Below are 25489 nucleotides of genomic sequence, written 5' to 3' on the forward strand. Positions count from 1 at the left end.
CAAAAATAAAAGGGCTGCTAGCAGCCCTTATTGTAATTGATTATGCCTTTGAGCCCAAGAGGTTACTTGGTCACGAGATCCTCGGTTGCCACTTTATAACAAGGAACATAAGCCGAACCACCGGGCAGTTTCATTCGGTCTTGAACTACAAAGTCATTCAGTAATCGGTCCATTTTTTTCATTAACACGGGATCTCCGTGGATGACAAATGGCCCTTTACGCTCAATTTCTTGAATGCCTTCTGCTTTCACGTTACCAGCCACTATCCCTGAGAATGCTTGGCGCAGTCTTGCAGCCAAGTTTTCAGGTCGCTGATTTAAGTGCAAGTCTAAGCCTCCCATGCTTTCGTGTGTAGGCTCGAATGGGAGTTGAAACTCGGGTGCGATCTTTAAAGACCAATTGAAGCTATAAGCATCTTCGGTGTCTTTTCTATATTGCCTAACATCTGGCATGCCTTCTTTCATGATTTGCGCTGCTTTAGCTGGATCATCAATAACGATTTGATAGTGCTTTTGCGCCTCTTCACCTAAGGTATCTCCAATAAATCTATCGATAGATTTGAAATATTCCTCACTCTCTTTAGGACCAGTTAATACGATAGGAAGAGGCATACCTTGGTTTTCTGGGTGCATCATAATTCCAAGGATATACAGCAGCTCTTCTGCCGTACCAGCACCACCGGGGAAGATAATGATGCCATGAGCCATACGAACGAAGGCTTCGAGGCGCTTTTCTATATCTGGCATGATAACCAGTTCATTTACAATAGGGTTTGGTGGCTCTGCGGCAATAATTGAAGGTTCGGTCAGGCCGAAATAGCGTTGATCGTTATAGCGCTGCTGAGCATGCCCTATCGCTGCACCTTTCATTGGCCCTTCCATTGCTCCGGGCCCGCAACCGGTACAGATATTGAGCTCCCGTAAGCCAAGCTGGTGGCCTACTTCACGAGTATATTGATACTCAATGCTATTAATCGAGTGCCCACCCCAGCAAACTACTAGGTTAGGTTCCGTTCCTGGGATCAGCGCGCCAGCATTACGTAAAATACCAAAAACTAGGTTGGTAACATGTGTCGCGTTAGTTAAGTTCAGTTTTTGATTATCAGATAAGTGCATGTTGACATAGACGATGTCTCTAAGCACTGAAAACAAGTGCTCTTGGATGCCCTTAATAATATTTCCATCGACAAAGGCATGTTCTGGTGGGTTACTGAGCTCCAATTTAATGCCACGCTCTCGACGCATCACGTTGACATCAAATGAGCGATATTTATCTAGTAGCTCTTTGGAGTTGTCGGTGTGGCTTCCGGAGTTCAGTACAGCGAGTGTACAGTTTCTATACAGTTGGTAAAGGTCACTAGATGCGGTTTTTTTAAGACGCTCAACTTCAAGTTGAGAAAGCAGATCCATGCTGCCAGCAGGGCTAATATGAGTGATCATATATGCCTCCTTTTTATTAGAATACTGAATGACCTGTAAAAATCGCTGTCGCAAATTTTACAGGTGGCATCAGTTAGCTTAGCAAACTCTTTGTTGTGAGGTATAGATTCAGCAGATATTTGACGAAGTATTATCAATAACTTGTTATTGATTGACTGTTTTATAGCCATATCAGCTGGTTTGCACTACCAACCTTCAGTTGTTTAATTCCCAACTCTAATCTACCTAATACATCGTCCGGTGTATCGGCATCCTTAAAATTGTCGCTTAAGACCGATAGAGTGACTCTGATGTTCTGATCTCGAAATTTGAAAGGTAGAGAGCCAACTTTTTTCTGGATTCGTGTTGCCAGTTTCTTATTGTGTTCATTGTCTTGATTTAGGAAAAGAAGAATGAACTTATCCCCTGAGAATCTAGCAATAGTACCGTGGTTGTTTGCTTCTTTTTCGATGGTTTTGGCAATGATCTTTAGCGCCTTATCGCCAGCAGAATTACCAAACTTCTCGTTAATAACGCTAAAATTATCCGGATCGAGTAGGGCAAGGCGAAGGTTGTCTTGTATCTTAATCCATCGGCCAAAGGCAGCCTCAAGCTTGTCCGTAAAAGCGTTTCGGTTATAGATCTTGGTGAGTGGATCAAGTAAGGCTTTGTGCTGTTGATCTTCATACCTTTTACGATAATCCTGAGCAGTATCAAGTAAAGCAGTCACCTGGCTGTTGCTTAGTTTTACTTGATCAAGCAAGGCGGCTTCGCGTTGTGATGCTTGCTCTAACTTTTTTGATAGGTCAGATAACTGAGCAAGCAGGGGAGAAATACTCTCACGTAATTCAGGTAAGCTATTAGTGTTAGCCACTTCCTCTTGAGTTGCTGCGACTAGTCCGCCTATTTCTTTGTGGATACCTTGTCGCTGATTGAGCTCTTCTTCAGTTTTCACTGAAGTGCTTTGATAGTTACCAAGTGTGCTGGCTAGAGATGTGTTGACTTGTTCTAAGAACTGAAGTGAAGTTTTTCGTTCCGCAATCGTACCGTCCACCACGAGTTGGAGTGTGTCGACTGTGTGATCAACAACTTGATGAGAGTCATTTTCAAGCGATAACTTTGTTTTGATGTCCGAAAGTTGATCGCCAATATCACCACTAAAATCCAGTTTATCTATTAGTAGCTGTAGTTCTTTGGACAACTGTTGAAATCGTTTCTTGTTATCTACGTGAAGTGTGTCGCTTGGTGCTGCTGTTGGGTTGGTAGAAAATATTTTAACGGCTTTGTCGTATAAGGTAACTAAATTGATTGATTGCTCTAAGTTGCGTGGCTGGTTTGCTGGAGAGTAGATAAGTATATCTTGTAAGTCTCTCCTAATTTTTGGAGGCAGCGAGGTCAGTCGTAATAACGTCTCACCACATTGTGTTATTTTCTCATCGAGAAGTGTTGATTTGATGTCCATTTATAGCCTTTTGTACGTCCAATACGCGCTACATACAGAATCTCTATGACACTGTTTAATAGCCAACAATGTTTTTAGTATAGCTGACCGTTATTCAACAAAAATTTGAAAGAGTTTTTCCAACATATTGAATTTCAATGAACCGACTAAAATCGATAACTAGAGTCTAAGGCAAAATAGGTTAATGTTTCATAGAGATAACGGACATAAACTCACTTTCTAGCTATCTTTTAATAATTTTTTGATGCTTTCCTCATTCTCGTAAGATGAGTGTACTTTTATCAAACCTTGGCCTATGGAATGCTTGCAAGCTTTACGGATATCACCCGTCGCTAAACTTGCTGCTGGTGCATTTTCGATAGCTTTGAGATAAACCCACTGGCTAGAGTGCTCTTTCATGCTAAGCGTTCTTGCTGCGCTGGTGGACATTAGCAAAATGTCTAATAACTCTTTGTCGTTGATGGCTGTGTACGCTCTTGGTAGGAACGGGTAGTCTGCAATACCAACTCGAACAGTACGGTTTATTCTCAAGTCCTGCTCAAATTCGTTGATCCAACCTTGAACTTTATTAAATAGCTCTTCTGGTGTAGCTGGTTGCTCTCCAGTTGGCTCAATGTAGAGCAAGTTTGCATCTGAGAAGTGATAGATTCGTGCTGGTGATTTGACTCTTTCTTGCAAATACTCACCAAATTTATTTTCCAGCTTTAGACCTTCTATGTAACCATGCTGCAGGTACATTGTGCGTAAAAATGGTATATCAATCATCACAAACCTGAGCCTATCGCTGAGTGGTTCGTGGATCAGTTCACCAATGTGCCACTTCTCGAAGTTCATGCTGCTTTGTTCCATTGATTCAGAAAGCTTAGCATTCAGCATTCTCAAGTTTTTTAGTCCAGAACGAGAGTGGGAAAATAGGTCTTCTTTGAGCTGTTTAATTTTGCGCTGCTGCTTTGAGACAATGTTCCCGCGCCAAATAATAATTATGGAGAAGCACACCGCGACGACGGCTAAAGAAACGGCTATTTTTTTAAACCTTTGGTACTCATCATAGGTCGTCTCAAGAACGAGCTTTTGACTTACTAGATGTAGTGTTTGTTCGATAAATTGTTTTTGCTGCCTAAAGTCATCTTCACTGATTAGATTCAGTTTTTGCTGTTGCTGATTCTTGATTTGGTCATACTCTTTTAAATACTCCAACGCTTTTTTATATTGCTTTCCTTGCTCATAGCCTAGGTACAGCATGTCGTAAGCGTTTTCTTGAATAGTGATACGCTTACTTTTGTCGGCAAACTTTGCGTTGCTTAGTGCTTGATTCGCTTCTTTTATCACCACCGATGACTTGTTGTCGTTGTAGGCCAGTTCAGCTTTAAGAAGCGCCGCACGAGCATTGAGGTAAGGGTAGTTTGAATACTTAATTAGGCTTTCTGCATGCGTCAAATACCTTTTGGCTAACGATACGTCTTTTAGCTTCAAATATGTGGCGGCTAATGATAAGCGCACATCGGTGATTTGCTCGACGCTATCTTGCATGTTCTCATGGTCTATTACGTTAAAGTAATGAACCAAAGCCAAATTATATTTACCCTCGGCGAAATAGATATCACCGAGTTGCTTTAAGATTGCAGGTAAAACAGGTGTTTCTTCGTAATTGTCATAAAAGTCAGCCGCTTGAGATAGGTGGTCGACAGCTTTGTCAAGGACGCCTCGCTGATAGAAAAGTTGACCAAGCAGTTGGTTGATAACAGCGAGTTGAACACTGGAGTTGTTTTCAATGGCTAGCCAATATCCGGTTAACAAATCAGAAAGCGCACTGTTATAGAAGTTGTGACTTAACAAAAACTTACCAGTGGCAGTGTGATAATCGATCAGAGTTTTTTCAGACTTAGATTCCTCAGCGATCCCTTTCAGTTTGCTATACAGCAGCTTGGCGCGATCTATTTTATTTTCATAAGACGCGATCTCAGCCCCTAGCTTAATCAATTGATAGTGAATGACATTGGCTAGAGAGTCTTTTTTGCTTATCGCTTTGTAAGCTTTTTCTATCCCTTTAATTTTTTCATTGGCTAGTTTTGAGTTGTGATTTCTTAACCAATATAACCTTGTGTCTTGGATTTGTACGAGTAGGCGTGAGTACGGCAGATCGTATTGCTTGGCTAAGTTTTCGGCCTTTACAAGTTGCTGGAATGCAACATTATAGTGATGCATGTTGAACTCAGCTTGAGCCAAGATTTGCAACGCATCAATGGTTCCGATCGGTGTCCGGACTGTAGCATCTGATTTATTGTGCGTGATAGGTGAGAAAGTACGATTCGATATGTTGGCTAAAGTGCGCTGGGAAATATAGTTATTGGCTAACTTTTTTGATTGTTTAGGCAAAAAGTTGAGAAGCCTATAGGCTTCTTCCAGCATGGGTGTGCCAGAAGTTGTTGCAGCGTAGGTGATATTGGGCACTGAAAAAGCCAAAAAGCAAAACAAAGATATCCAGCGAGTTTTTAGCATTTAATTTCTATTCCTATTGGCGTGCTATGCGTCTGCTCTTAGAAGAATCGATTTGATATGAAGCACGATATAGATTGATATCGAACTTCGTAAGTGAAGTATGACTTTCGATATACACATCTTGCCCTTCAAACAGTTAGCGGTGTTGCTTTTTGTTATAGCTACACATTTGATAAAGCGGGACTATTTGTACGTCAGTGTCGCGTTTAGCACAATGAGACAGATCAGCTTTCATTTGCTGTATCACACTTTCCCAGTAACTAAACCTAGTAAGAGTATATACCGAAACAACTTGAAGAGGCAGGATTCACATTTGTGCCCGATAACTCCATTCAAGGGGATGATTTGCGGTGGCAATATACCTTATTTATCGTTTGCCGAATCTAAGATCAGCTCGTTGTGGAACATTGTAGCCCTGTACAGTGAATTTACGGGGTCACAGCCTACGAGTTTTGTTTTAGAATATGGCAAATTTTACGAGATTCTACCCTATCTGTCATTGGGGTATCTAAGCCCATTTTTTTGGAGAATACTATGGCGCAAAGTGCCACTGAAGCCCTTTTTGATGTGACGAAGCGATACGTTGAAAAGCACAAGATGATTCATGACTCATTACCTGCTAGTGAAGATCTCGCTGATATGCAGTCAGAGTGTGTTCAGGAAACAGCAGATGACCAAGTGCTTTGGTCGCCAGTTCAAAGGCAGCGTGTCGCAAGCTTTGACAATGTTGAGAAGGGAATTGAGCTCGAGATACATGATGATATAAAAGCTTTTTATGGCTCACAGTACAGCGCTGATATCCCCGTTATGTGGCGTGGAGGCTCAGCAACGTTACTTCAAGTGTGGAATGATGATGACTTTGTGCGTTTACAAGAAAACATATTAGGGCACCTTGTTACCCAGCGAAGACTGAAGCTGAAGCCGACTGTATTTATCGCAACCACCAACAAAGATATGGAAGTGATCTCCATTTGCAACTTAACTGGGAATGTTATTTGGGAAACATTGGGTAGTAAGGAAAGACAAGTCCTCGCAGTAGACTTAGTGACATTTTTAGAAGAGTTGGAGCCGGAAGTTTAGTTATGTACGTTGCTGAAATTCAATTTGAGTGCTTTGACAATACAACAGTGAGTGCGGTTGATAGAGCCATAAACTCACTAATGGATGCGCTTCGCTATAATGGACAAGTGTTAGGACGTGAGTTCCCAATAATTATGGGAGAAGGCGTATTTCATGTTCGAGCTGTGTGTCCTGAAGAAGACAGTCTTCATCCTAATTACTACTCTGACTTTGTTAAGAAGTGCGTCCGTGAATTGTCTAATGCATGTTTGTTGGCGCCTAAAGTTCGCGTACTCGGGCGAGATTTAAACTCTGAGCAGGCAGCCGATGAAGAGCCGCCAAGTTGGCAATTGCTTTATACCACCTATGTTCATACTTGTTCACCACTGAGAAGTGGCGACACCTTGTTACCTATCCCTTTATATCGTAATCCACCGACACTAAACGGTGACCATAAAGCACTAGTGAAATGGCAAACAGAGTGGCAAGCGTGCGATGAGATTCAAATGGCTGGAGGTTGCCAAGCTGAACACGCCGCTCTGCATGAAATATGCGATACCAGTAGTGTGTTGTTTAAGCGTGGAATGGGCCTAAGAGGGCGAATAGAGCACCTAACTAAAATACCTACGTACTATTATCAGTATCGTGTTGGTGGTACAAGCTTTGCGGCCGAGCAAGCTCGTCGCTGCCCTAGCTGTGGAGGGGAGTGGCTGCAGGAGTCTCCTGTTTTAGATATTTTCCATTTTAAGTGTGATAAATGCAGAATCGTCTCCAATATGTCTTGGGACCACATTAGCTAATATTCTCAAGCCCTGAATAGCAAAGAGCCAGTGAGGGTGACTCACTGGCTCTTTTTAGTTATATGCTAGTTGTGATTACCAACCTTTGACTACGCCGCCGTGGAAGATCTTCATTGCTGCGTTGTAAACAGTATCTGTTTGGTAAGCATCAACGAACTCTTTCACTTTCTTAGAGTCAACGTTGTCTTGACGAGCAACAATCAGGTTCACATACGGAGAATCTTTGTCTTCAACAAAAATGCCGTCTTTTTGAGGTGTTAGGTTGATTGAGCTAGCAAAAGTTGTGTTGATAACTGCGATAGTCACATCATCAAGTGCTCGTGGAAGCTGAGCTGCATCGAGTTCAATGATTTTTAGATGTTTTGGATTGCTATCGATATCTTGAACTGTTGCATTTAGACCATTGCCAGTACTTAGTTTGATTAAACCTTCGTGCTGAAGAAGAAGCAATGAACGACCTAGGTTAGTCGGGTCATTTGGAATCGCAATTTGATCACCGTCTTTTAGTTGATCGAGCGATTTGATTTTCTTCGAGTAGCCTGCAATTGGGTAGACAAATGTTTTACCCGCTACAGCTAGTTTATAGCCACGAGTACTAATTTGTTGGTCTAGGTAAGGCTTGTGCTGGAAAGCATTAACATCGATAGAGCCATCAGCAAGCGCAGCATTTGGTGTCACGTAATCGGTAAATGTAACCAGTTTTACGTCTAGTCCATATTTCTCTTTTGCTACTTTAGCTGCGACTTCAGCAACTTGCGCTTCCGCTCCAGCCATGACGCCAACTTTCAGTACATTGTCATCTTTTTTGTCGCCGCAGCCAGTCAAAATTAGCGCTGAAGCTACCGTCGCGACGGCAAGTAAACGTTTAAGGCCAAATTTCATTCCTGTCTCCTTGATTAACCTTTTAATTCTCTGTGGGCTGTAGCCCGAGGATTATTTATGATCCACTCGGCGAACAATAGCGTCGCCAACAGATTGAACGATTTGAACAATAATTATCAGTAACACGATAGTGGCCGTCATTACAGCAACATCATATCGATAGAAACCATATCGGATAGCAACGTCACCTAGACCACCACCACCAACTGTACCTGCCATTGCTGAGTAGCTCACTAGAGTTACAAGCGTGATGGTAATAGAGTTGATTATGGTTGGTAGAGCTTCTGGTAACAGTACTTTAGTGATGATTTGTATTGGTGTCGCGCCCATTGATTGAGCCGCTTCAACGAGTCCGGTTGGTACTTCAATTAATGCACCTTCAATTAGTCGCGCAATAAAAGGAATAGCACCAATCGTCAGGGGGACAATCGCAGCAGATGTACCAATGAACGTACCAACTAATAGCTTAGTCACTGGGATAATCGCAACCATCAAAACGATAAACGGAACAGAACGGCCAATATTGACAATCGCACCAAGCGTCTTGTTCAGTTTGGTATTTTCAATCAGTCCGCCTTTTTTAGTGATGTGCAGAATAACACCAAGAGGTGTTCCTACAACAAAGCCAACTAAGCCGGCGACACCCACCATGTACAAAGTTTGCAGTGTGGCATTGGTGATTAGGCCACCATTTTGGTTAAGCCAGTCCATCATAGAATTAAAGAACATAACCTAATACCTCTACTTTTACATGGTGATCTCGAAGGAACTGAATTGCTGCATCATCGTCTTTTTCATCACCGAACATCTCAGCGAGCATCATGCCGAACTTAACTCCGCCAGCATAATCGATATCTGAGCTTAAAATACTGATATCAATATTGAATTTACGTGAAATTTGCGACATTAAAGGAGCTTTAACCGTTGACCCCGTAAACTCAAGTCTAAGTAATGGGTGGCTGCCTTCTACACGTGTGTCGTTCAATCGTTTTTCGAAATCCTCTGGGATGGTCAGATCCAAAGTAGAGCGAATGAATTTGTGTGCTAGGTCAGTTTTCGGGTGAGCAAAAATTTCACCAACGGTGCCTTTTTCTACCAAGCGACCATCACCAATGATTGCAACTTCATGGCAGATGCTTTTAACCACATCCATCTCATGGGTGATCAGCAAAATCGTTAGGTTCAACTTACGATTGATTTCTTTAAGCAGCTCTAAAATAGACTGAGTTGTTGCTGGATCAAGTGCGCTGGTGGCTTCGTCACAAAGCAGTACTTTTGGATCAGATGCAAGTGCGCGTGCAATCGCCACACGCTGCTTTTGCCCACCACTCAAGTTTGCAGGGTAGGCCTCTCTCTTGTCTGCTAAGCCAACGAGCTCTAAAAGTGCGACGACCTTCTTCTCTATTGAAGGCTTATCTACTTTGGCTAGTTCAAGTGGAAGAGCAACATTGCCAAATACGGTTCTAGAAGATAACAAGTTAAAATGTTGGAAAATCATGCCGATGTTTCGGCGAGCTTTACCGAGTTGAGATTGGTTGAGTGTTGTTAAATCCACACCATCAACAATGACAGAACCAGAAGTTGGTGCTTCGAGCATGTTTACACAGCGAATCAATGTGCTCTTGCCAGCACCAGATGACCCAATGACACCAAAAATGGTTCCTTGAGCAATATTGAGGTTAATATCTTTCAGAGCAGGTATTTCTTTACTGCCTTGATAGAAAATTTTATTGACTTGATTTATCTCGATCATCTTGTCGCCTGTACAGCTTCCTAGATTTGAACTTGTCTCTTATTGAGTAGAAACGGATGCTATGAGTTTCGCTGATATAAGTCAATAGATATTTTTACGTCTAGACGTCTAAATGGAAGTTTGGTGATATTTTTGTCAGCAGATAGTGTGGATATAGGGCCTTAGGTTGTTTGAGTATAAGATAGAAAGCATGCCATAATTGCGTCCAGCAACGGGCCATAAACAAGAGAATGAAATTTTGCCAAAACCAGCAGTGTTTTTAGATCGTGACGGTGTGATAAATATTGATCATGGCTATGTCCATGATGAGCACGAATTTGAATTTATTGACGGGGTATTTGAAGCTGCAAAGCAGTTTCAAGATATGGGATATTTGCTGGTTTTAGTCACCAACCAAGCTGGTATTGCTCGGGGATATTTTACTGAAGAGCGCTTTCTTTCTCTTACCCAGTGGATGGACTGGAACTTCATCGATAATGGCGTTGAGTTTGACGGTTTCTATTATTGTCCGCACCACCCGGAACATGGGCAAGGTAAATACAAGCAAGACTGCGATTGCAGAAAGCCAAAACCGGGCATGTTTTTGTCAGCTAAAGACTTTTTAAATATCGATATGGCAAATTCAGTTATGGTCGGTGATAAAGCAGAAGATTTGATGGCAGCGGAAGGTGCTGGTGTTGGCACGAAAATATTAGTTCGCACCGGTAAGCCTGTGACTGAAAAAGGCCAATCCATCGCGAATATTGTTTTAGACAGTATTAAAGATGTTCCTGAATATATTCGTGAGCTTAAAGCTTGATAAATATCGAGTTTTATAGCCTCACAGACTAAAAATAATATTATGCTTTTTGTGTGACATCGTATAAAGATATTACAAAAAACCGCTAGGATTCTTTTTAGCGGTCACTAAACTTTTATTAAATGATGTACTTCAGAATCTTGTAAAGTCACCCTCATAAACTATGAACAAAAAACTCACTATTGTAGATATAGCAAAGCTTTCCGGAGTCGGGAAATCAACCGTTTCTAGAGTGTTAACGAATGACCCTAAAGTGAGGGTTGAAACCCGAGCAAGAGTCGAGCGAATTATAGCAAAGCATGGTTATGTGCCTTCCAAGTCAGCTCAATCTATGCGTGGCGGAAGCCAGAAAGTCATTGGCGTTATCATCTCAAGGCTCGATTCTGCTTCTGAGAATAAGGTAGTGAGCAGTATTTTGCGCGAGTTGTACTCTCTTGGCTACGATGCTGTGATCATGGAGAGTCGATTTGATACCGATAAAACCAATGAGCACCTTGATGTACTTCAGAAGCGTAATGTCGATGGTGTTATCGTCTTTGGTTTTACTGATATTGACATGAAAGTGTTGGCGCAGTGGCAAGAGCGTGCGATTGTGATTGCGATGGATACCGATCAAATATCCTCAATAAACTATGATAATCATGGCGTTATTATTGGCGCATTAGATCATTTGACCGATCTCGGCGTTCAAAATATCTCTTATATCGGCGTTGATCGTAGCGATAAGACGACAGGTGAAATACGTCTGCAAGCCTATTTGTCTTGGTGCGAAAAACTAGGTGTGACCCCAGTGTATAAAACAGGTGAACTAAGCTACGAAAGCGCCTATCAGCTAGTTGACTCTGTACTGGCGTCCAATACAGAAGCGATAGTTTGCGCCAGTGACTCTCTTGCTTTAGGTGTAATCAAAAGGCTGAACGAGTTGGGTCGTGAAGATATTGCGGTGACGGGTGTTGGTGGTAACGAGTTACTCTCTTTCTTATTTCCTAAGACATACAGTATCGATCCCGGGTACAGTTCGGCGGGCGAAAAGGCGGTTAAGGTACTCATATCTAACCTAAAGGCAAAATCAGAGCCTGTACACATAACACAGCTACCTGTCATGGACTAACTTTATAGGTTCGTACGGAATACTATTTATACTGTGATCTTATTCAACTAAACGTACAATCCCTTTTTCCATTCTCCTCAAGCTATGACAATATATTCGCAAGTGGGAACATTCCCACCAAACATTGGATGGTTTTGGCTAATTTGTCTAACTAGTAGAAGAGATGCTAAAGATAGATAGCCGTTTTTGACGAAGAAAGTCTCGGTGGGCATGAAGATGAGTAAAATATTGAATAAGGACGTAGAGCGTCTTATTGAATTGGTCGGCGGTAGCGACAATATTTCTAGTGTAAGTCATTGTTTAACAAGATTGAGATTTGTTCTGAATGATACGGACAAAGCGCAGCAAGATAAACTTGAGTCGATCAGTTTTGTTAAAGGTTGCTTTACCAATGCTGGTCAGTTTCAGGTTGTTGTAGGCACTGAAGTTGACCAAGTATACGCAATACTTCTGCAGCTATCGGGTAAATCAGAAACATCGAAAGACGAGTCTAAGCAAGCCGCTAGACAAAACATGAACTTCCTTGAGCGCGGAATATCTCACCTGGCGGAAATATTTGTCCCGCTGTTACCTGCGATTATTACTGGTGGCCTGATTCTTGGTTTTAGAAACCTGATTGGCGACATCAAGATGTTTGAAGGTCAGTCACTAACCGAAATCAGCCAATTTTGGGCAACTGTCCACTCCTTCTTATGGTTAATTGGCGAAGCTATCTTCTTCTTCCTACCTGTTGGTGTATGTTGGTCAACGGTTAAGAAACTTGGCGGAACGCCAATTCTCGGTATTACTTTGGGTGTTACGCTGGTGTCCCCACAGCTGATGAATGCTTATGACATCGGTAAACAGATACCTCAAGTTTGGGACTTCGGCTGGTTTACGATAGAGCAAGTAGGCTATCAAGCTCAGGTGATTCCTGCTGTGTTAGCTGGTGTGGTATTGGCGTTGATTGAAACTAACTTGAAAAAAGTCGTTCCAGCGTACCTATATCTAGTGGTCGTGCCTTTTGTTTCCCTAGTTGTTTCTGTTGTTCTAGCACACGCGATTATTGGCCCAATTGGCCGTGATATCGGTGATGGCGTTGGCGCAGTAGCAAAAGCTGCAATGACTGGTGATTTTGCAGTCCTTGGCTCCATGGTGTTTGGCTTCTTGTATGCCCCATTGGTTATCACGGGTATTCACCACACAACTAATGCGGTCGATCTTCAGCTAATGCATGACCTAGGCGGCACGCCAATTTGGCCTCTTATCGCACTATCCAATATTGCTCAAGCATCTGCGGTTGTCGGTATTATCATCATCAGTAAAAAGTCTGGCGAAAGAGATATCTCAGTTCCAGCAGCCATATCGGCTTACTTGGGTGTAACAGAGCCCGCGATGTACGGTATCAACCTTAAATATAAATTCCCTATGTTATGCGCAATGATTGGTAGTGCAATTGCGGCAGGGATCTGCGGTGTAGCTGGGGTTATGGCAAACGGCATCGGTGTTGGTGGACTGCCGGGTATTCTTTCTATACAGCCACAGTTCTGGGGTGTTTATCTATTCGCTATGCTCGTAGCTATCGTGACACCAATTGTACTGACGCTTTTCTTCTACAAAAGAGCAGAATCGAAAGGACAGTTACAAGCTGCACAGGCCTAACAGCAATTCGGAGCTAGGTGAGAGACCTAGCTCCATTTCAATTTAACGGAATGACGAAATGACAGAATTCGAACACAAGAGTGATTGGTGGAAGACTGCCACGATTTACCAGATTTATCCTAAAAGCTTTTGTGATAGTGGTGACAAAGGTGTCGGTGATATTCAAGGCATCATATCAAAGCTTGATTACCTTAAATTTTTGGGTATTGAAGCTATTTGGCTGACACCTATTTATCAGTCACCCATGATTGATAACGGTTACGACATCTCTGATTATTACGCAATCAACCCTGATTTTGGCACTATGCAAGACTTTGATGAGTTGCTTGAACGTGCTCATAAGTTAGGTATCAAAATCATCATGGATATCGTAGTTAATCATACATCTACAGAGCATAATTGGTTCCAGCAAGCGCTGAGTAATCCTAAGAGCCGCTATCGTGACTATTATATCTGGAAAGATCCTGTAAATGATGACGTACCCAACAACTGGCAATCAAAATTTGGCGGTAGCGCGTGGGGGCTGGATGAAAACTCTAACCAATACTACTTACACCTATTTGCCAAAGAGCAAGCGGACTTGAACTGGGAAAACCCAGACGTTCGTCAAGATGTGAAAAATGTCATCAGTTTTTGGGCAGAGAAAGGCGTCGATGGTTTTAGGTTAGATGTGATCAACTTGATTTCCAAAGACCAAGCATTTCCGAGCGATTTACAAGGTGACGGGCGCTGCTATTACACTGATGGGCCTAAAGTACACCAATACCTACAAGAAATCAGCGAAGAAGTGTTTCAAAAATATGGCAGTGTCACTGTTGGTGAAATGTCGTCGACCACGCTTGAACATTGTCAGCAATACTCATCACTTGATGGTAAAGAGCTATCGATGGTATTTAACTTCCATCACCTCAAGGTTGATTATCCAAATGGAGAAAAGTGGACTCGAGCGCCATTTGATTTTATTGAATTAAAGAAAATATTTAATAAGTGGCAAACAGGTTTAAACGGACAAGGTTGGGGAGCCCTGTTTTGGTGTAACCACGATCAGCCTCGAATTGTCAGCCGTCTCGGTGATGACGTTGAGTACCGTGTTGAGTCGGCCAAGATGTTAGCGGCTGCTTTACATATGATGCAAGGGACACCTTATATTTATCAAGGTGAAGAGATCGGTATGACTAACCCCGACTACACAGATATTAGTCAGTATCGAGATGTAGAAAGTACCAACATGTATGACATCATGGTTAAGCAAGGTGATGTTAGCCACAAAGATATGATTGCGATATTGGCACAAAAGTCTCGTGATAATTCCCGAACTCCGATGCAATGGAATAACTCTGCGCACGGTGGTTTTACTAAAGGAACGCCTTGGCTAGAGGTTGCTGCAAACTACCCAGAGATCAATGCTAATTACGCAGTGGACGATTTAGATTCAGTATTCTACTTCTACCAAAAGTTGATTCAGCTTCGTAAGCAGGTGCCAGTCATTACTGATGGTGACTATCTTGATCTTGCTCCTGAAGATAGCTCGGTATTTGCTTACCAAAGGAAAAACCAAAACCAACAGCTTATTTGTATCAATAATTTTTACGCTAAAGAGGCCCAGTTTGAGTTAGATGAGAGTGTGAAGTTAGATAATGCTCGATACTTACTTGGTAACTATAAAGATATTGGTGCTAAACCATCAGAAAGCCTGATTACGCTAAGGCCTTATGAAACGAAAGTCATTCTTGTTGAAGCGTAAATGTAGAAACGGAGATACAAAAAAGCCAGCTCAATGAGCTGGCTTTTTGCAACTTAGAAAGTTGAATATGGTGGAGGGGGACGGATTCGAACCATCGAAGGCGGAGCCGGCAGATTTACAGTCTGCTCCCTTTGGCCACTCGGGAACCCCTCCAGGGTATTTTCTTACTCTTTGTAAAGTAAGCTTAATTAATGATTTCCCAACCCATTAATCAAGTTGTTTTCGTATTCCCTTCCGTTTTCACGAATAGGTAACTCGAAAGAATATGGTGGAGGGGGACGGATTCGAACCATCGAAGGCGGAGCCGGCAGATTTACAGTCTGCTCCCTTTGGCCACTCGGGAACCCCTCCAGGGTGTTTTCTTACTCTTTTCAAAGTAAGCTTAATTAATGATTTCCCAACCCATTAATCAAGTTGTTTTCGTATTCCCTTTCGTTTTCACGAATAGGTAACTCGAAAGAATATGGTGGAGGGGGACGGATTCGAACCATCGAAGGCGGAGCCGGCAGATTTACAGTCTGCTCCCTTTGGCCACTCGGGAACCCCTCCAGGGTGTTTTCTTACTCTTTACAAAGTAAGCTTAAGAAATGTTTTCCCAACGCATCTCTCAAGTGCGGAGCGCATCATAGCAAACTCGCTTTTTCTGTAAAGACTTTTCTTAGAGTTTTGAATTGAATGCTGTCTTTTTGGGCAAAGTGAGTGCTTTTTCATTGTTTTCGGTGAGCAAAAAACCAAAACTATGTCTAACAATGCAGTATTGAGTCAGTTACACGGATAGTTACGCTTTACTCATTTTAATTTACACAGCTTTACATTAAAACGTTCACCATGTTGTTAGAATGCCGGTAGCTGATTTACAGGGACAGTATAATAATGAATAGATTAGCAATTGTATCGATTGTAGCCGCGTTAACTTTTCACACCTTCAGCGCCCAAGCGCAAGGGCCCGGGCGATTTCAGGCTCAAGCTGTTTCAGTTGTGACAGAGCAGGTCGCCACTCACCAAGTTTCTCAAAACCTAACCTTAGTCGGCAAACTAGAGGCTGAACAGTCAGTGGACATCTCTTCTGAGGTCGCAGGTAAAGTAGAAAAAATTGCCGCCAAAGCCAACCAGCAAGTTAAACAAGGTCAACTTCTTGTGCAACTGGAAGACAATAAAGCGCTCGCAGAAGTTGCAGAAGCCACGGCATACCTAAAAGATGAACAGCGAAAATTGAACGAGTTTGAAAGGCTATCTAAACGCAACGCCATCACACTAACGGAAATTGATGCTCAAAAAGCCAGTGTTGAAATTGCCAAAGCTCGCTTAGATGCAGCTAATGCCAACTTAAGTGATATGTATTTACGCGCACCTTTTAGTGGAACAGTGGGCTTCATTAGTTTCAGTCGTGGTCAGTACGTGAGTTCGGGTAGTGAGCTGATGACGCTGGATGACTTGTCTACTATGCGCCTTGATTTGTCTGTTCCAGAGCGATACTTGTCGAAACTTTCGCCCAATATGGCAGTAATAGGAATAACTAGTGCTTGGGGGGACGAATCGTTCCAAGGTGAAATTAGCGCGATTGATACCAGAATCAACCCTGAAACGCTCAATATGAAAGTGCGCATTCAGTTTGACAACGAATCCAAAAAGTTGAAACCGGGGATGCTGTTGTCAGTCGACATCAAGCTCCCTGCTATCAGCGCTCCAATTATTCCTGTTCAAGCCCTGCAATACTCTGGCACTAAGCGATATGTCTATGTGATTGGTGAAGACAATAAAGCTACGCGGACACAGGTGTGGCTAGGTGCTCGTATCGGTAACCAAGTTGTGATTGATAAAGGATTGAATATTGGTCAAAAAATAGTAGTTCAGGGCATTGTAAACATGCGCGATGGTGTGACGGTGACAGAAGTAGATGAAAGCGGTACGCCAATTAAGAAGGATGCTTAATCATGTGGTTGTCTGATGTAGCAGTTAAGCGGCCAGTCGCAGCGGTTGTGTTTAGTTTATTGTTGTGTGTATTTGGTCTGGTTTCATTCTCTAAGCTCGCTGTACGCGAGATGCCTGATATTGAAAGTCCAGTTGTCTCGATTTCGACTCGATATGAAGGTGCGTCTGCCAGCATTATTGAGAGCCAAATTACTTCGGTTCTGGAAGACCAACTTTCTGGAATCAGTGGCATTGATGAAATTTCATCGACCACTCGAAACAGTATGTCACGTATCACTATTACCTTTGATCTGGGATATGACTTAACAACTGGCGTTAGTGATGTGCGAGATGCAGTTTCAAGAGCACTAAACTCACTGCCCGACGAAGCGTCTGAGCCTATAGTGTATAAAAACAATGGTTCGGGGGAGGCTTCTCTATATATCAATTTAAGCTCGTCAACGATGGATCGAACGCAGCTGACTGACTATGTCAATCGTGTGTTATTGGATAGGTTTAGTCTGATTCCTGGCGTTAGCTCCATCAATGTGACTGGAGGGTTAGACAAAGTTATGTACGTCAAGTTAAAGCCTGATCAAATGGCTGGCCGTGGCGTGACTACAAAAGATATTACTGATGCATTGAACGATGAGAATATTGAACAGCCCGGTGGACAAATTCGTAATGATTCAATAGTGATGTCAGTGCGCACTGCGCGTTCATATCTAACACCGGAAGATTTTGATTACCTAGTTGTTAAACGGGCCAGCGACAATTCTCCCATCTATCTAAAGGATGTAGCGGAAGTCTATATCGGTGCGCAAAATGAAAGCTCGACGTTCAAAAGTGATGGTGTAGTGAACGTTAGTATGGGTATCGTGCCACAATCTGATGCTAACCCACTGCAAGTAGCTGACGCCGTGCATAAGCAAGTTGACAGTATTCAACAGTTTTTGCCGGATGGAACTCGACTCGCAATAGACTTTGACTCGACAGTATTTATCGACCGCTCGATCTCTGAGGTATACAACACGCTATTTATTACGGGTGGCTTAGTAATATTGGTACTGTATATTTTCATCGGGCAAGTAAGGGCAACGCTAATACCAGCGGTAACTGTTCCGGTCTCGCTTATCTCATCGTTTATCGCTGCCTATTATTTTGGATTCTCTATCAACTTAATCACGCTAATGGCGCTGATATTGTCGATTGGTTTAGTTGTTGATGATGCAATTGTGGTCGTCGAAAATATTTTCCACCATATTGAGCGAGGAGAGAAACCACTTTTAGCCGCGTACAAAGGTACCAGAGAAGTGGGGTTTGCGGTTGTCGCGACCACATTAGTGCTAGTGATGGTATTTTTGCCAATCTCATTTATGGATGGCATGGTTGGATTGCTCTTTACTGAGTTCTCAGTGTTACTGGCTATGGCCGTTATCTTTTCCTCGTTAATAGCGCTGACTTTGACGCCAGTTCTTGGCAGTAAATTGCTAAAGCTAAATGTGAAGCCGAATCGGTTTAACCGCTTTGTCGACGCTTCCTTTTCTAAGCTTGAAAACATCTACCGCCGAGCTCTAAAACGAGCCATTCATTGGAGCTGGTTCGCTCCAATTATTATCTTACTCTGCATTGGTGGAAGCTATGCGTTGCTCAAGCAAGTGCCGTCTCAGTTGACGCCATCAGAAGATAGGGGGGTTATCTTTGCTTTTGTTCGTGGTGCTGATGCTACCAGTTATAACCGAATGGCAGCTAATATGGACTTGGTTGAAGAACGATTGATGCCTCTACTCGGCAAAGGCTTCCTCAAGTCTTTTAGTATTCAATCGCCTGCTTTTGGTGGTAACGCTGGTGACCAAACCGGTTTTGTCATAATGATACTGGACGATTGGAATGAACGGGATGTTACTGCTAAACAAGCCCTAGGACAGGTGCGCAAAGCGTTAGCAGGCATTCCCGATGTGCGAGTTTTCCCATTTATGCCCGGCTTTAGAGGTGGATCGAGTGAACCTGTGCAATTTGTACTTGGTGGTCCCGATTATGAAGAGTTAAAGCAATGGGCAGAAAAGCTCAAAGTAGAAGCTGAAAACTCTCCGCTAATGGAAGGTGCAGAAATAAATTACTCAGAGAAGACACCTGAGTTGGTCGTAGAAATTGATAAGCAGCGCGCTGCTGAGCTAGGTATTAGTGCTGCCGATATTTCAGATACCCTAGAAATCATGCTAGGTGGTAAAAGTGAAACCACCTATGTTGATAGAGGTGAAGAGTACGATGTTTATCTTCGGGGTGATGAAAACAGCTTCAATAATTCTTCAGATCTGAGCCAGATATACATGAGAACCGCTTCAGGCCAATTAGTGACATTGGATTCTGTTGCCAAAATCGAAGAAGTGGCATCGTCTATTAAGCTTTCACACTACAACAAGCAGAAGTCAGTCACCATTTCAGCTAACCTTTCTAACGGTTACACACTAGGTCAAGCGCTAGATTTTCTCGACCAAAAAGCGATTGAGATGTTGCCAAGTGATGTCTCTGTAAGTTATTCGGGGGAATCAAAAGACTTCAAAGAAAACCAATCGAGCGTTCTGATGGTGTTTGCTTTGGCATTGCTTGTTGCTTACCTAGTTCTTTGTGCTCAGTTTGAAAGTTTCATTAACCCATTGGTGGTGATGTTCACCGTACCTATGGGGGTGTTTGGTGGCTTCTTAGGCTTAGTTATTATGCAGCAAGGCATGAATATCTACAGCCAAATTGGCATGGTGATGCTGATTGGCATGGTTACCAAGAATGGAATACTAATCGTTGAATTTGCTAACCAGTTACGTGACAGAGGTATTGAGTTTAATAAGGCTATTGTTGATGCATCAGCACGTCGATTGCGGCCAATTCTAATGACTGCATTTACAACGCTAGCGGGCTCGATTCCTTTGATTTTATCAAGTGGTGCAGGATACGAGAGCAGAGTTGCGGTAGGTACCGTTATATTCTTTGGTATGGCATTTGCCACCTTAGTTACTTTGTTTGTTATCCCTGCAATGTATCGACTCATCTCCAAGTCTACGAGAGCTCCAGGTCATGTCGAGGAAGAGCTCAATAGAGAGCTGAGCCATGATGTGAAATCTCGAACTACACATTAAAAATTAAATAGCCCTAGCTTACAAAACATGAGCTAGGGCTTTATTCTAAGTGAGGTTTGAAGCTAGCCTTGATTTTCTTCTATGCCTTTTCTTGATAGGATTACTTAAAGTCGTCTGCGTAGCCTTTTGGTGGCGGCGTCCACTCACGTTCTATTCGGGAATGTTTGTCTGAACGATCAGACTCCATCCCTTGTTTCAACTGTTCTTCTAACTGCATAAATAGCTTACGGTAGTTGTTGTCGAACCGCTCTCCTTCAGAATCATCACGCCAAGCTTCGTACAAGGTATTTGATAGTGCATTCTCTGTTTTTTTAAACTTGTTTTTCTGTTGTTCAACAAAGAAAGGATGTAATCCAAGTTCACGCAACGACGCTGATCCTACTTCTAGCGCAGAGTGATATGTTTCTGACTCAATGATATCGGCACCTGCTTGACGAAGCCGGTAACCATGACCGCGGTCAAAGGCTCTGGCTAACACCTTAACATTAGGGTAGGTATGTTTGACGTATTTCACTAGTTCAACACAGCTTTCTTTGTTGTCAATCGCCACCACAATCAAAGCAGCTTCTTCAATTCCAGCAGTATGCAGCAAGTCTGGTTTGGTGGCATCGCCAAAGTATGCTTTCGTCTTGATTCTACGTAAGGTATCAACTTGTGCTACTTGGTGATCGAGTACGACAGTTTTAATGCCATTTGCAACCAATAGGCGATTGACGATTTGGCCAAACCGACCAACACCAGCAATGATGACGCTGCCTTTTTCATCAATTGTATCTTCTTTTCGGTCGTTTGATTGTAGTTCGAAGCGAGGCAAAATGACCTTTTCAAACAATATAAACAGCCCTGGAGTAAGAAACATAGACAAAGCGACAACAAGCGAAAGTGTTTCTGCAATAGAGTCTGGGATGACATGGTTCTGAACAGTAAAACTGAGTAAAACAAAACCAAACTCACCAGCTTGAGCAAGGCTAAGAGTAAACAACCAGCGGTCACTGTTTTGTATTTTAAAAATTCTAGCCAGCAGATAAAGCACTGCCGCTTTTAACAGCATTACCCCTAAAGTGATGCCAACTATGAGGAAAAAGCTGTTGAATAGCACAGCGAAATTTATCCCCGCCCCAACAGTGATAAAAAACAGCCCAAGTAGTAAACCTTTAAATGGGTCGATATTGGACTCCAGCTCATGGCGAAACTCGCTGTTTGCTAATACAACGCCTGCAAGAAAAGTACCCAACGCAGGAGATAAGCCAACTAAGCTCATTAAGGCTGCTATGCCGACAACTAACATTAAGGCAGTGGCTGTGAAAATCTCTCGTAAACCTGAAGTAGCGACAAAGCGAAACAGTGGCCGACTAAGGAAGTGACCACCGATGACGACGGTAGCAATAGACACAATAATCACGATGCCGTAAGCCCAACTTGGAAGTCCGGCAACAAGGCTTAGTTGTTCATGATGATCTGCTACTGATGCAACTGCTTGCCGCGCTTTTTCAATTAATTCAGGTAGAGCTAGAAGAGGGATAAATGCGAGCATAGGAATAACGGCTATATCTTGAAACAACAAGACTGAGAAGGCGTTGTTTCCTCCCTCAGTCTTGCTTAAACCCTTCTCATTAAAAGTCTGTAAAACAATCGCTGTGGACGACAATGCTAGGATAAGTCCTATTGCTAACGAAATAGACCATGGTTGGTCAAAAGCTATCGCGACTCCCATTGTCGCTGCACTAGTTAAACCAACTTGAAGTCCACCCAGTCCCATTAAGCGGTTTCGCATACGCCAAAGCGCTTTTGGTTCTAGCTCTAGGCCGACAAGAAATAGCATCATTACCACGCCAAACTCGGCAAAGTGTTGAATAGTTGATGTTTCTTTGCCAACAAGCCCAAGCAAAGGGCCGATAATGACACCCGCGATCAGATACCCTAAAACGGAGCCAAGCCCCAGCCTTTTTGCTATGGGTACTGCTATTACCGCGGCGACTAAATATATAAATGCTTGAAGGAAATACGCGGTCATTTTGATTCTCCTTTTATCAGTTCATCCAAGGAGTGATTCAATTTTTCCACACGGCTGGCCTTGTCTAGATCCACTCTATTTTCAACTAAAGCCGTAAGTAGCCTTTGATATTGATTAACGTGGGCATCAAGTCGTCCTTCCTCCATAGCGGTTCTCGAACCGAAAATGGCAAACGGAGCAATGTATTTCATACCTGTTAGGTTTGCTGTTTGCTCAATCGGGTAGAGCAACTCGCGAATGGTAAAATGGTTGTAGCCGTCTGTTTGGTAAGCTTCGGCTTTTCCGCCTGCAGAGATTGCGCACATAAGCACTTTACCTTGCAATGCACTGCCATTTAAGCCGTATGCAAAATCGTATTCAAGCACCAAGTCCTGCCACTCTTTTAAAATTGAAGGCGTCGAGTACCAATAAAGCGGAAATTGGAAAACAATGATATCGTGCGCTAAAAGACGTTGTTGTTCCTTATCAATATCAATGTCATAAGTCGGATACTCGGCATATAAGTCTACGCATGTAATATTCTCTATTGTCTTAGCTTTGCTAAACAGTGGCTCATTGACTTCACTTCTTCTCTGAGATGGGTGTGCATAAAGTATTAGGACTCTATTTTTTGTCATAAACGCTTTTGCCTTTTCTTATTCTGAATGACTTTGTTTGATTCGATCTGGGCTACTGAACAGTGATTGTGGCTAAGTATAACGATAGCTTATTACGAGCTTTTTATGTGCTTGAAACTTAGAAACAATATGAGCTTTAATGCATTCAATTTGACGATGAAGAGTTTGACCTTTACCCAGTAATTTGTAATTGCATAAAAAAGTTGTCGGCTTTTAAGTTGTTGATTATAAATTATTTTTATTATCTTGGAAAAATCGACAATTCTGACCTTTCGCCTTTACTCCTATTAGATATAAAACTTCAAACGACGCCAATGTATTTTATGGTGATGATAGTCCTATCAGTACTTGTGTGCGATTATGAATCACATAAGTTTTAATGAAATAGAGTAATTAAATTAAACGCATTGAAGCTTAAGCTAGCTGTTTAAATAAAAAACAGTGCTCAAAGTGCTTCATTTGCATTTTTATCAGTAAGTGCAATGATATTTCTTTAAAGTGAAAACGTATATTCTCAATCTGTTTTAGGCTATCTACGGTCAGAAATCTTCCAGTCATGCTTTGTCGATGTAATTCGACAATAGGTATTTCACTTACTGCACAAAGCAGAATTTCTACGGTTTCGCTTTGCTTCTTAATCTCTACTTAATGTTACCTACCTTGGTGTCTGTGAGATAGCGTAACTTATACAAGCTAAAAGGAGTTCAAGGATGATCATTTTTAGTGTAAGGCATGCAGCATTAGTTTTAATGAGCCTACTTTTAGTTGGGATGTCTTCTATCAACTTGATCACTTTAAATAAACTGCAGAGACTAGAGGCTGAAGTAAATCTAATTAAGGAGACCATACAGGGTGAGCAGAGTATTGGTCAGTATTTACTTGAACATAAGGATGATATCTTAAAAACGCTAGAGATATACCAGAGCAATCAAACGCCTGAAGAGCTCCGAGAGGAAGAGCAAATGCTTTCCTATCAGTTGTACCATGATTCTGGTGACCCAAACATTGGCAACGCTGAAGGCGAGCATGTACTTGTCTTGTTTATTGATTACAACTACATCGACAGCAGGTATATCGCACAAAACTTAGAGGCGTTTTTACTGGAGTACCCTGAAGCAAAAATTATTATAAAAGAGTACCCAGTTGAAGACGACAGGGAAGGAGATGACTACGCAGCGAAAATGGGTTCAGCTCTGTTTTACTTTGATCCACATTTGTACGAGCACTACCTCACTGCGGTGCTATCGGTATCGTCTGTGACACCTAACTATGTGAACTCAGTCCTGAGCAATTTAGGTGTATTGAACGCAGATCTTGAGCCTTACTTCGAGCGGGCATCCCAGCAAATAAACAAAGCTCAAAAGTTAGGTGCACTGCTAGAAGTGAAACACACTCCGACAATTTTTCATTTGTATTCAGAACACCGCTTAGAAGGCAACTGGACTGCTCAGCAGTTAATCGAACTGTACCAAAGGTAGTGGTAATCAATGTTTGGTTTTGGCTATTTCGGTGCAATCCCGACGGAAGCTCTGCGTACTAGAATTGGCATAAATAGCTTTTGAGCTTCTATTGGTTTTACTTGAGGACTTTTCGCCAGCTCGAGTGATAATTTTACAGCAGCATTGGCCATCACTTGGATTGGGTAACGAATAGTCGTCAGTCTGGGATAAATGAAGCGCGCGATGTGCCCATCATCGTAGCCAATCACAGACATATCCTGTGGTATTTTAATTCCATTTTCTTGTAGAAGTGCTAAGCAGCCTGCCGCCATGTCATCGTTGTATGTCGCGATTGCCGTGATTGGAATGTTCTTGGCCAGTAAGTTGACAGTGGATAGCTCGCCGCCTGACTCGTCTGGCTCACCATATTCGATATACTCTTCTTGCGGCGTTATGCCGTAGTGCTTTAAAGCATCCAAGTAACCTTGCTTTCGGTCATCTGCATCCTCAATACCATGACTGGAGCAAATGTATCCGATGTGCTGGTGGCCATTTTGAATCAAGTGCTCGGTAGCAATGAAGGAACCTTTGTAGTTATCCAAAGCGATACAGCGGTTGGCTATTTGAGGTACGACTCGATTGATAATCACCATGCCGGGAACTTCTTCGGCGAGTGCGGTCAATTCGCTGTCGCTCAAGCCTTTGCTGTGAACAACTAAAGACTCGCAGCGGCTATTAATCAGAAGGTTGATAGCGTTGCGCTCTTTGATTGGATCATGATAGCCGCTGCCAATTAGCAGCTGTTGCTCTTTTTGACTCGCGATTGAGTCAATCGCTTTAACCATCGAACCAAAGAATGGAGCAGAGACATCGCCGACCAGTACGCCAATGGCATTTGAGGACTTGCTTACGAGTGCTCTAGCATTGGCATTCGGTCTGTAACCTAGCTTTTTCATCGCTTTCTCTACAGCTTGTGTGGCAGCCTCACTCGCATAAGAGGTTTTGTTGATAACGCGAGAGGTTGTTGCAACAGAAACGCCGGCTTCTCTTGCTACGTCTTTGATAGTTGCCATAAAAGTCCTTGATACAAATGCTTGTCAGTTGGAGTCGATAATTTAGCAAAGGATTGAGCTCAATTCATCGATCTTTAGCTACAAAAATGCCCCAACGCGAAGGGAGGGGCATAGCTAAACAAGTTACTTGCGA

At 42.6% G+C, this 25489-nt stretch carries 18 protein-coding genes and 3 tRNA genes; 9 read left to right on the forward strand and 12 right to left on the reverse strand.

Annotation, left to right across the window (positions count from 1 at the left end; all coding sequences use genetic code 11):
* Window positions 1-62: 62 nt before the first annotated feature.
* The 3 genes from ppnN to L7A31_RS08570 form a co-directional block, all read right to left on the reverse strand.
* Window positions 63-1439: a nucleotide 5'-monophosphate nucleosidase PpnN gene (ppnN, locus tag L7A31_RS08560; protein ID WP_237361097.1), complete on the reverse strand. Its 1377-nt coding sequence runs from the start codon at window positions 1437-1439 to the stop codon at window positions 63-65.
* Between the two features lie 160 nt (window positions 1440-1599).
* Window positions 1600-2880 (reverse strand): diguanylate cyclase domain-containing protein, encoded by a 1281-nt coding sequence (locus L7A31_RS08565; RefSeq protein WP_237361098.1) that lies wholly within the window; start codon window positions 2878-2880, stop codon window positions 1600-1602.
* Window positions 2881-3099: 219 nt separating this feature from the next.
* Window positions 3100-5379, reverse strand: a complete 2280-nt coding sequence (locus L7A31_RS08570) for a tetratricopeptide repeat protein (protein WP_237361099.1) — start codon at window positions 5377-5379, stop codon at window positions 3100-3102.
* A 534-nt stretch (window positions 5380-5913) separates the two neighbouring features.
* Between L7A31_RS08570 and syd the strand changes: the two genes are divergently transcribed.
* Both syd and L7A31_RS08580 read left to right on the forward strand, forming a co-directional pair.
* Complete coding sequence (gene syd / locus L7A31_RS08575; protein ID WP_237361100.1) at window positions 5914-6459, forward strand: SecY-interacting protein; 546 nt, start codon at window positions 5914-5916, stop codon at window positions 6457-6459.
* Window positions 6460-6461: 2 nt separating this feature from the next.
* Window positions 6462-7238: a Zn-ribbon-containing protein gene (locus L7A31_RS08580; protein ID WP_237361101.1), complete on the forward strand. Its 777-nt coding sequence runs from the start codon at window positions 6462-6464 to the stop codon at window positions 7236-7238.
* Window positions 7239-7313: 75 nt separating this feature from the next.
* On the opposite strand, the gene L7A31_RS08585 is transcribed toward L7A31_RS08580, so the two are convergent.
* The 3 genes from L7A31_RS08585 to metN are packed head-to-tail and all read right to left on the reverse strand — an operon-like array spanning window position 7314 to window position 9873.
* Window positions 7314-8120, reverse strand: coding sequence for a MetQ/NlpA family lipoprotein (locus tag L7A31_RS08585; protein ID WP_237361102.1), 807 nt, complete (start codon window positions 8118-8120; stop codon window positions 7314-7316).
* Between the two features lie 51 nt (window positions 8121-8171).
* Entirely contained in the window at window positions 8172-8849 is a 678-nt protein-coding gene (locus tag L7A31_RS08590; protein WP_237361103.1) for a methionine ABC transporter permease, read from the reverse strand.
* Window positions 8839-9873 (reverse strand): methionine ABC transporter ATP-binding protein MetN, encoded by a 1035-nt coding sequence (gene metN, locus L7A31_RS08595; protein WP_237361104.1) that lies wholly within the window; start codon window positions 9871-9873, stop codon window positions 8839-8841. The genes L7A31_RS08590 and metN overlap by 11 nt, the downstream gene beginning before the upstream one ends.
* 238 nt (window positions 9874-10111) lie before the next feature.
* On the opposite strand from metN, the gene gmhB reads away from it, so the two are divergent.
* The 4 genes from gmhB (at window position 10112) to treC (ending at window position 15168) form a co-directional block, all read left to right on the forward strand.
* Window positions 10112-10672, forward strand: a complete 561-nt coding sequence (gene gmhB / locus L7A31_RS08600; protein ID WP_237363537.1) for a D-glycero-beta-D-manno-heptose 1,7-bisphosphate 7-phosphatase — start codon at window positions 10112-10114, stop codon at window positions 10670-10672.
* Window positions 10673-10835: 163 nt separating this feature from the next.
* Window positions 10836-11783, forward strand: coding sequence for a trehalose operon repressor TreR (gene treR / locus L7A31_RS08605; protein ID WP_237361105.1), 948 nt, complete (start codon window positions 10836-10838; stop codon window positions 11781-11783).
* 216 nt (window positions 11784-11999) lie between these two features.
* Complete coding sequence (gene treB, locus L7A31_RS08610) at window positions 12000-13424, forward strand: PTS trehalose transporter subunit IIBC (protein WP_237361106.1); 1425 nt, start codon at window positions 12000-12002, stop codon at window positions 13422-13424.
* A 58-nt stretch (window positions 13425-13482) separates the two neighbouring features.
* Window positions 13483-15168, forward strand: a complete 1686-nt coding sequence (treC, locus tag L7A31_RS08615; protein WP_237361107.1) for an alpha,alpha-phosphotrehalase — start codon at window positions 13483-13485, stop codon at window positions 15166-15168.
* A gap of 68 nt (window positions 15169-15236) precedes the next feature.
* Here treC and L7A31_RS08620 read toward each other — a convergent pair.
* From L7A31_RS08620 to L7A31_RS08630, 3 genes are all read right to left on the reverse strand, one after another.
* Window positions 15237-15321: transfer RNA gene (locus L7A31_RS08620), tRNA-Tyr, on the reverse strand.
* A gap of 113 nt (window positions 15322-15434) precedes the next feature.
* Window positions 15435-15519: transfer RNA gene (locus L7A31_RS08625), tRNA-Tyr, on the reverse strand.
* A gap of 113 nt (window positions 15520-15632) precedes the next feature.
* Window positions 15633-15717, reverse strand: a tRNA-Tyr gene (locus L7A31_RS08630).
* Between the two features lie 324 nt (window positions 15718-16041).
* On the opposite strand from L7A31_RS08630, the gene L7A31_RS08635 reads away from it, so the two are divergent.
* Together L7A31_RS08635 and vexH are read left to right on the forward strand one after the other, a co-directional pair.
* Entirely contained in the window at window positions 16042-17100 is a 1059-nt protein-coding gene (locus tag L7A31_RS08635) for an efflux RND transporter periplasmic adaptor subunit (protein ID WP_237361108.1), read from the forward strand.
* Window positions 17101-17102: 2 nt separating this feature from the next.
* Window positions 17103-20213 (forward strand): vibriobactin export RND transporter permease subunit VexH, encoded by a 3111-nt coding sequence (vexH, locus tag L7A31_RS08640; protein WP_237361109.1) that lies wholly within the window; start codon window positions 17103-17105, stop codon window positions 20211-20213.
* 100 nt (window positions 20214-20313) lie between these two features.
* Here vexH and L7A31_RS08645 read toward each other — a convergent pair whose 3' ends face one another.
* Window positions 20314-22227 carry a monovalent cation:proton antiporter-2 (CPA2) family protein gene (locus L7A31_RS08645; protein ID WP_237361110.1) on the reverse strand — a complete coding sequence of 638 codons (1914 nt, stop codon included), beginning with the start codon at window positions 22225-22227 and terminating at the stop codon, window positions 20314-20316.
* Window positions 22224-22844, reverse strand: coding sequence for an NAD(P)H-dependent oxidoreductase (locus L7A31_RS08650; RefSeq protein ID WP_237361111.1), 621 nt, complete (start codon window positions 22842-22844; stop codon window positions 22224-22226). Before L7A31_RS08650 ends, L7A31_RS08645 begins: the two co-directional genes overlap by 4 nt.
* Window positions 22845-23554: 710 nt before the next feature.
* Here L7A31_RS08650 and L7A31_RS08655 point away from each other — a divergent pair.
* The gene (locus L7A31_RS08655; RefSeq protein WP_237361112.1) at window positions 23555-24322 is read left to right on the forward strand and encodes a thioredoxin domain-containing protein; all 768 of its coding nucleotides are present in this window, start codon (window positions 23555-23557) and stop codon (window positions 24320-24322) included.
* Between the two features lie 23 nt (window positions 24323-24345).
* On the opposite strand, the gene L7A31_RS08660 is transcribed toward L7A31_RS08655, so the two are convergent.
* Entirely contained in the window at window positions 24346-25356 is a 1011-nt protein-coding gene (locus L7A31_RS08660) for a substrate-binding domain-containing protein (RefSeq protein ID WP_237361113.1), read from the reverse strand.
* Between the last annotated feature and the right edge of the window lie 133 nt (window positions 25357-25489).

Source organism: Vibrio marisflavi CECT 7928 (genome assembly GCF_921294215.1).
GTDB classification, from domain to species: domain Bacteria; phylum Pseudomonadota; class Gammaproteobacteria; order Enterobacterales; family Vibrionaceae; genus Vibrio; species Vibrio marisflavi.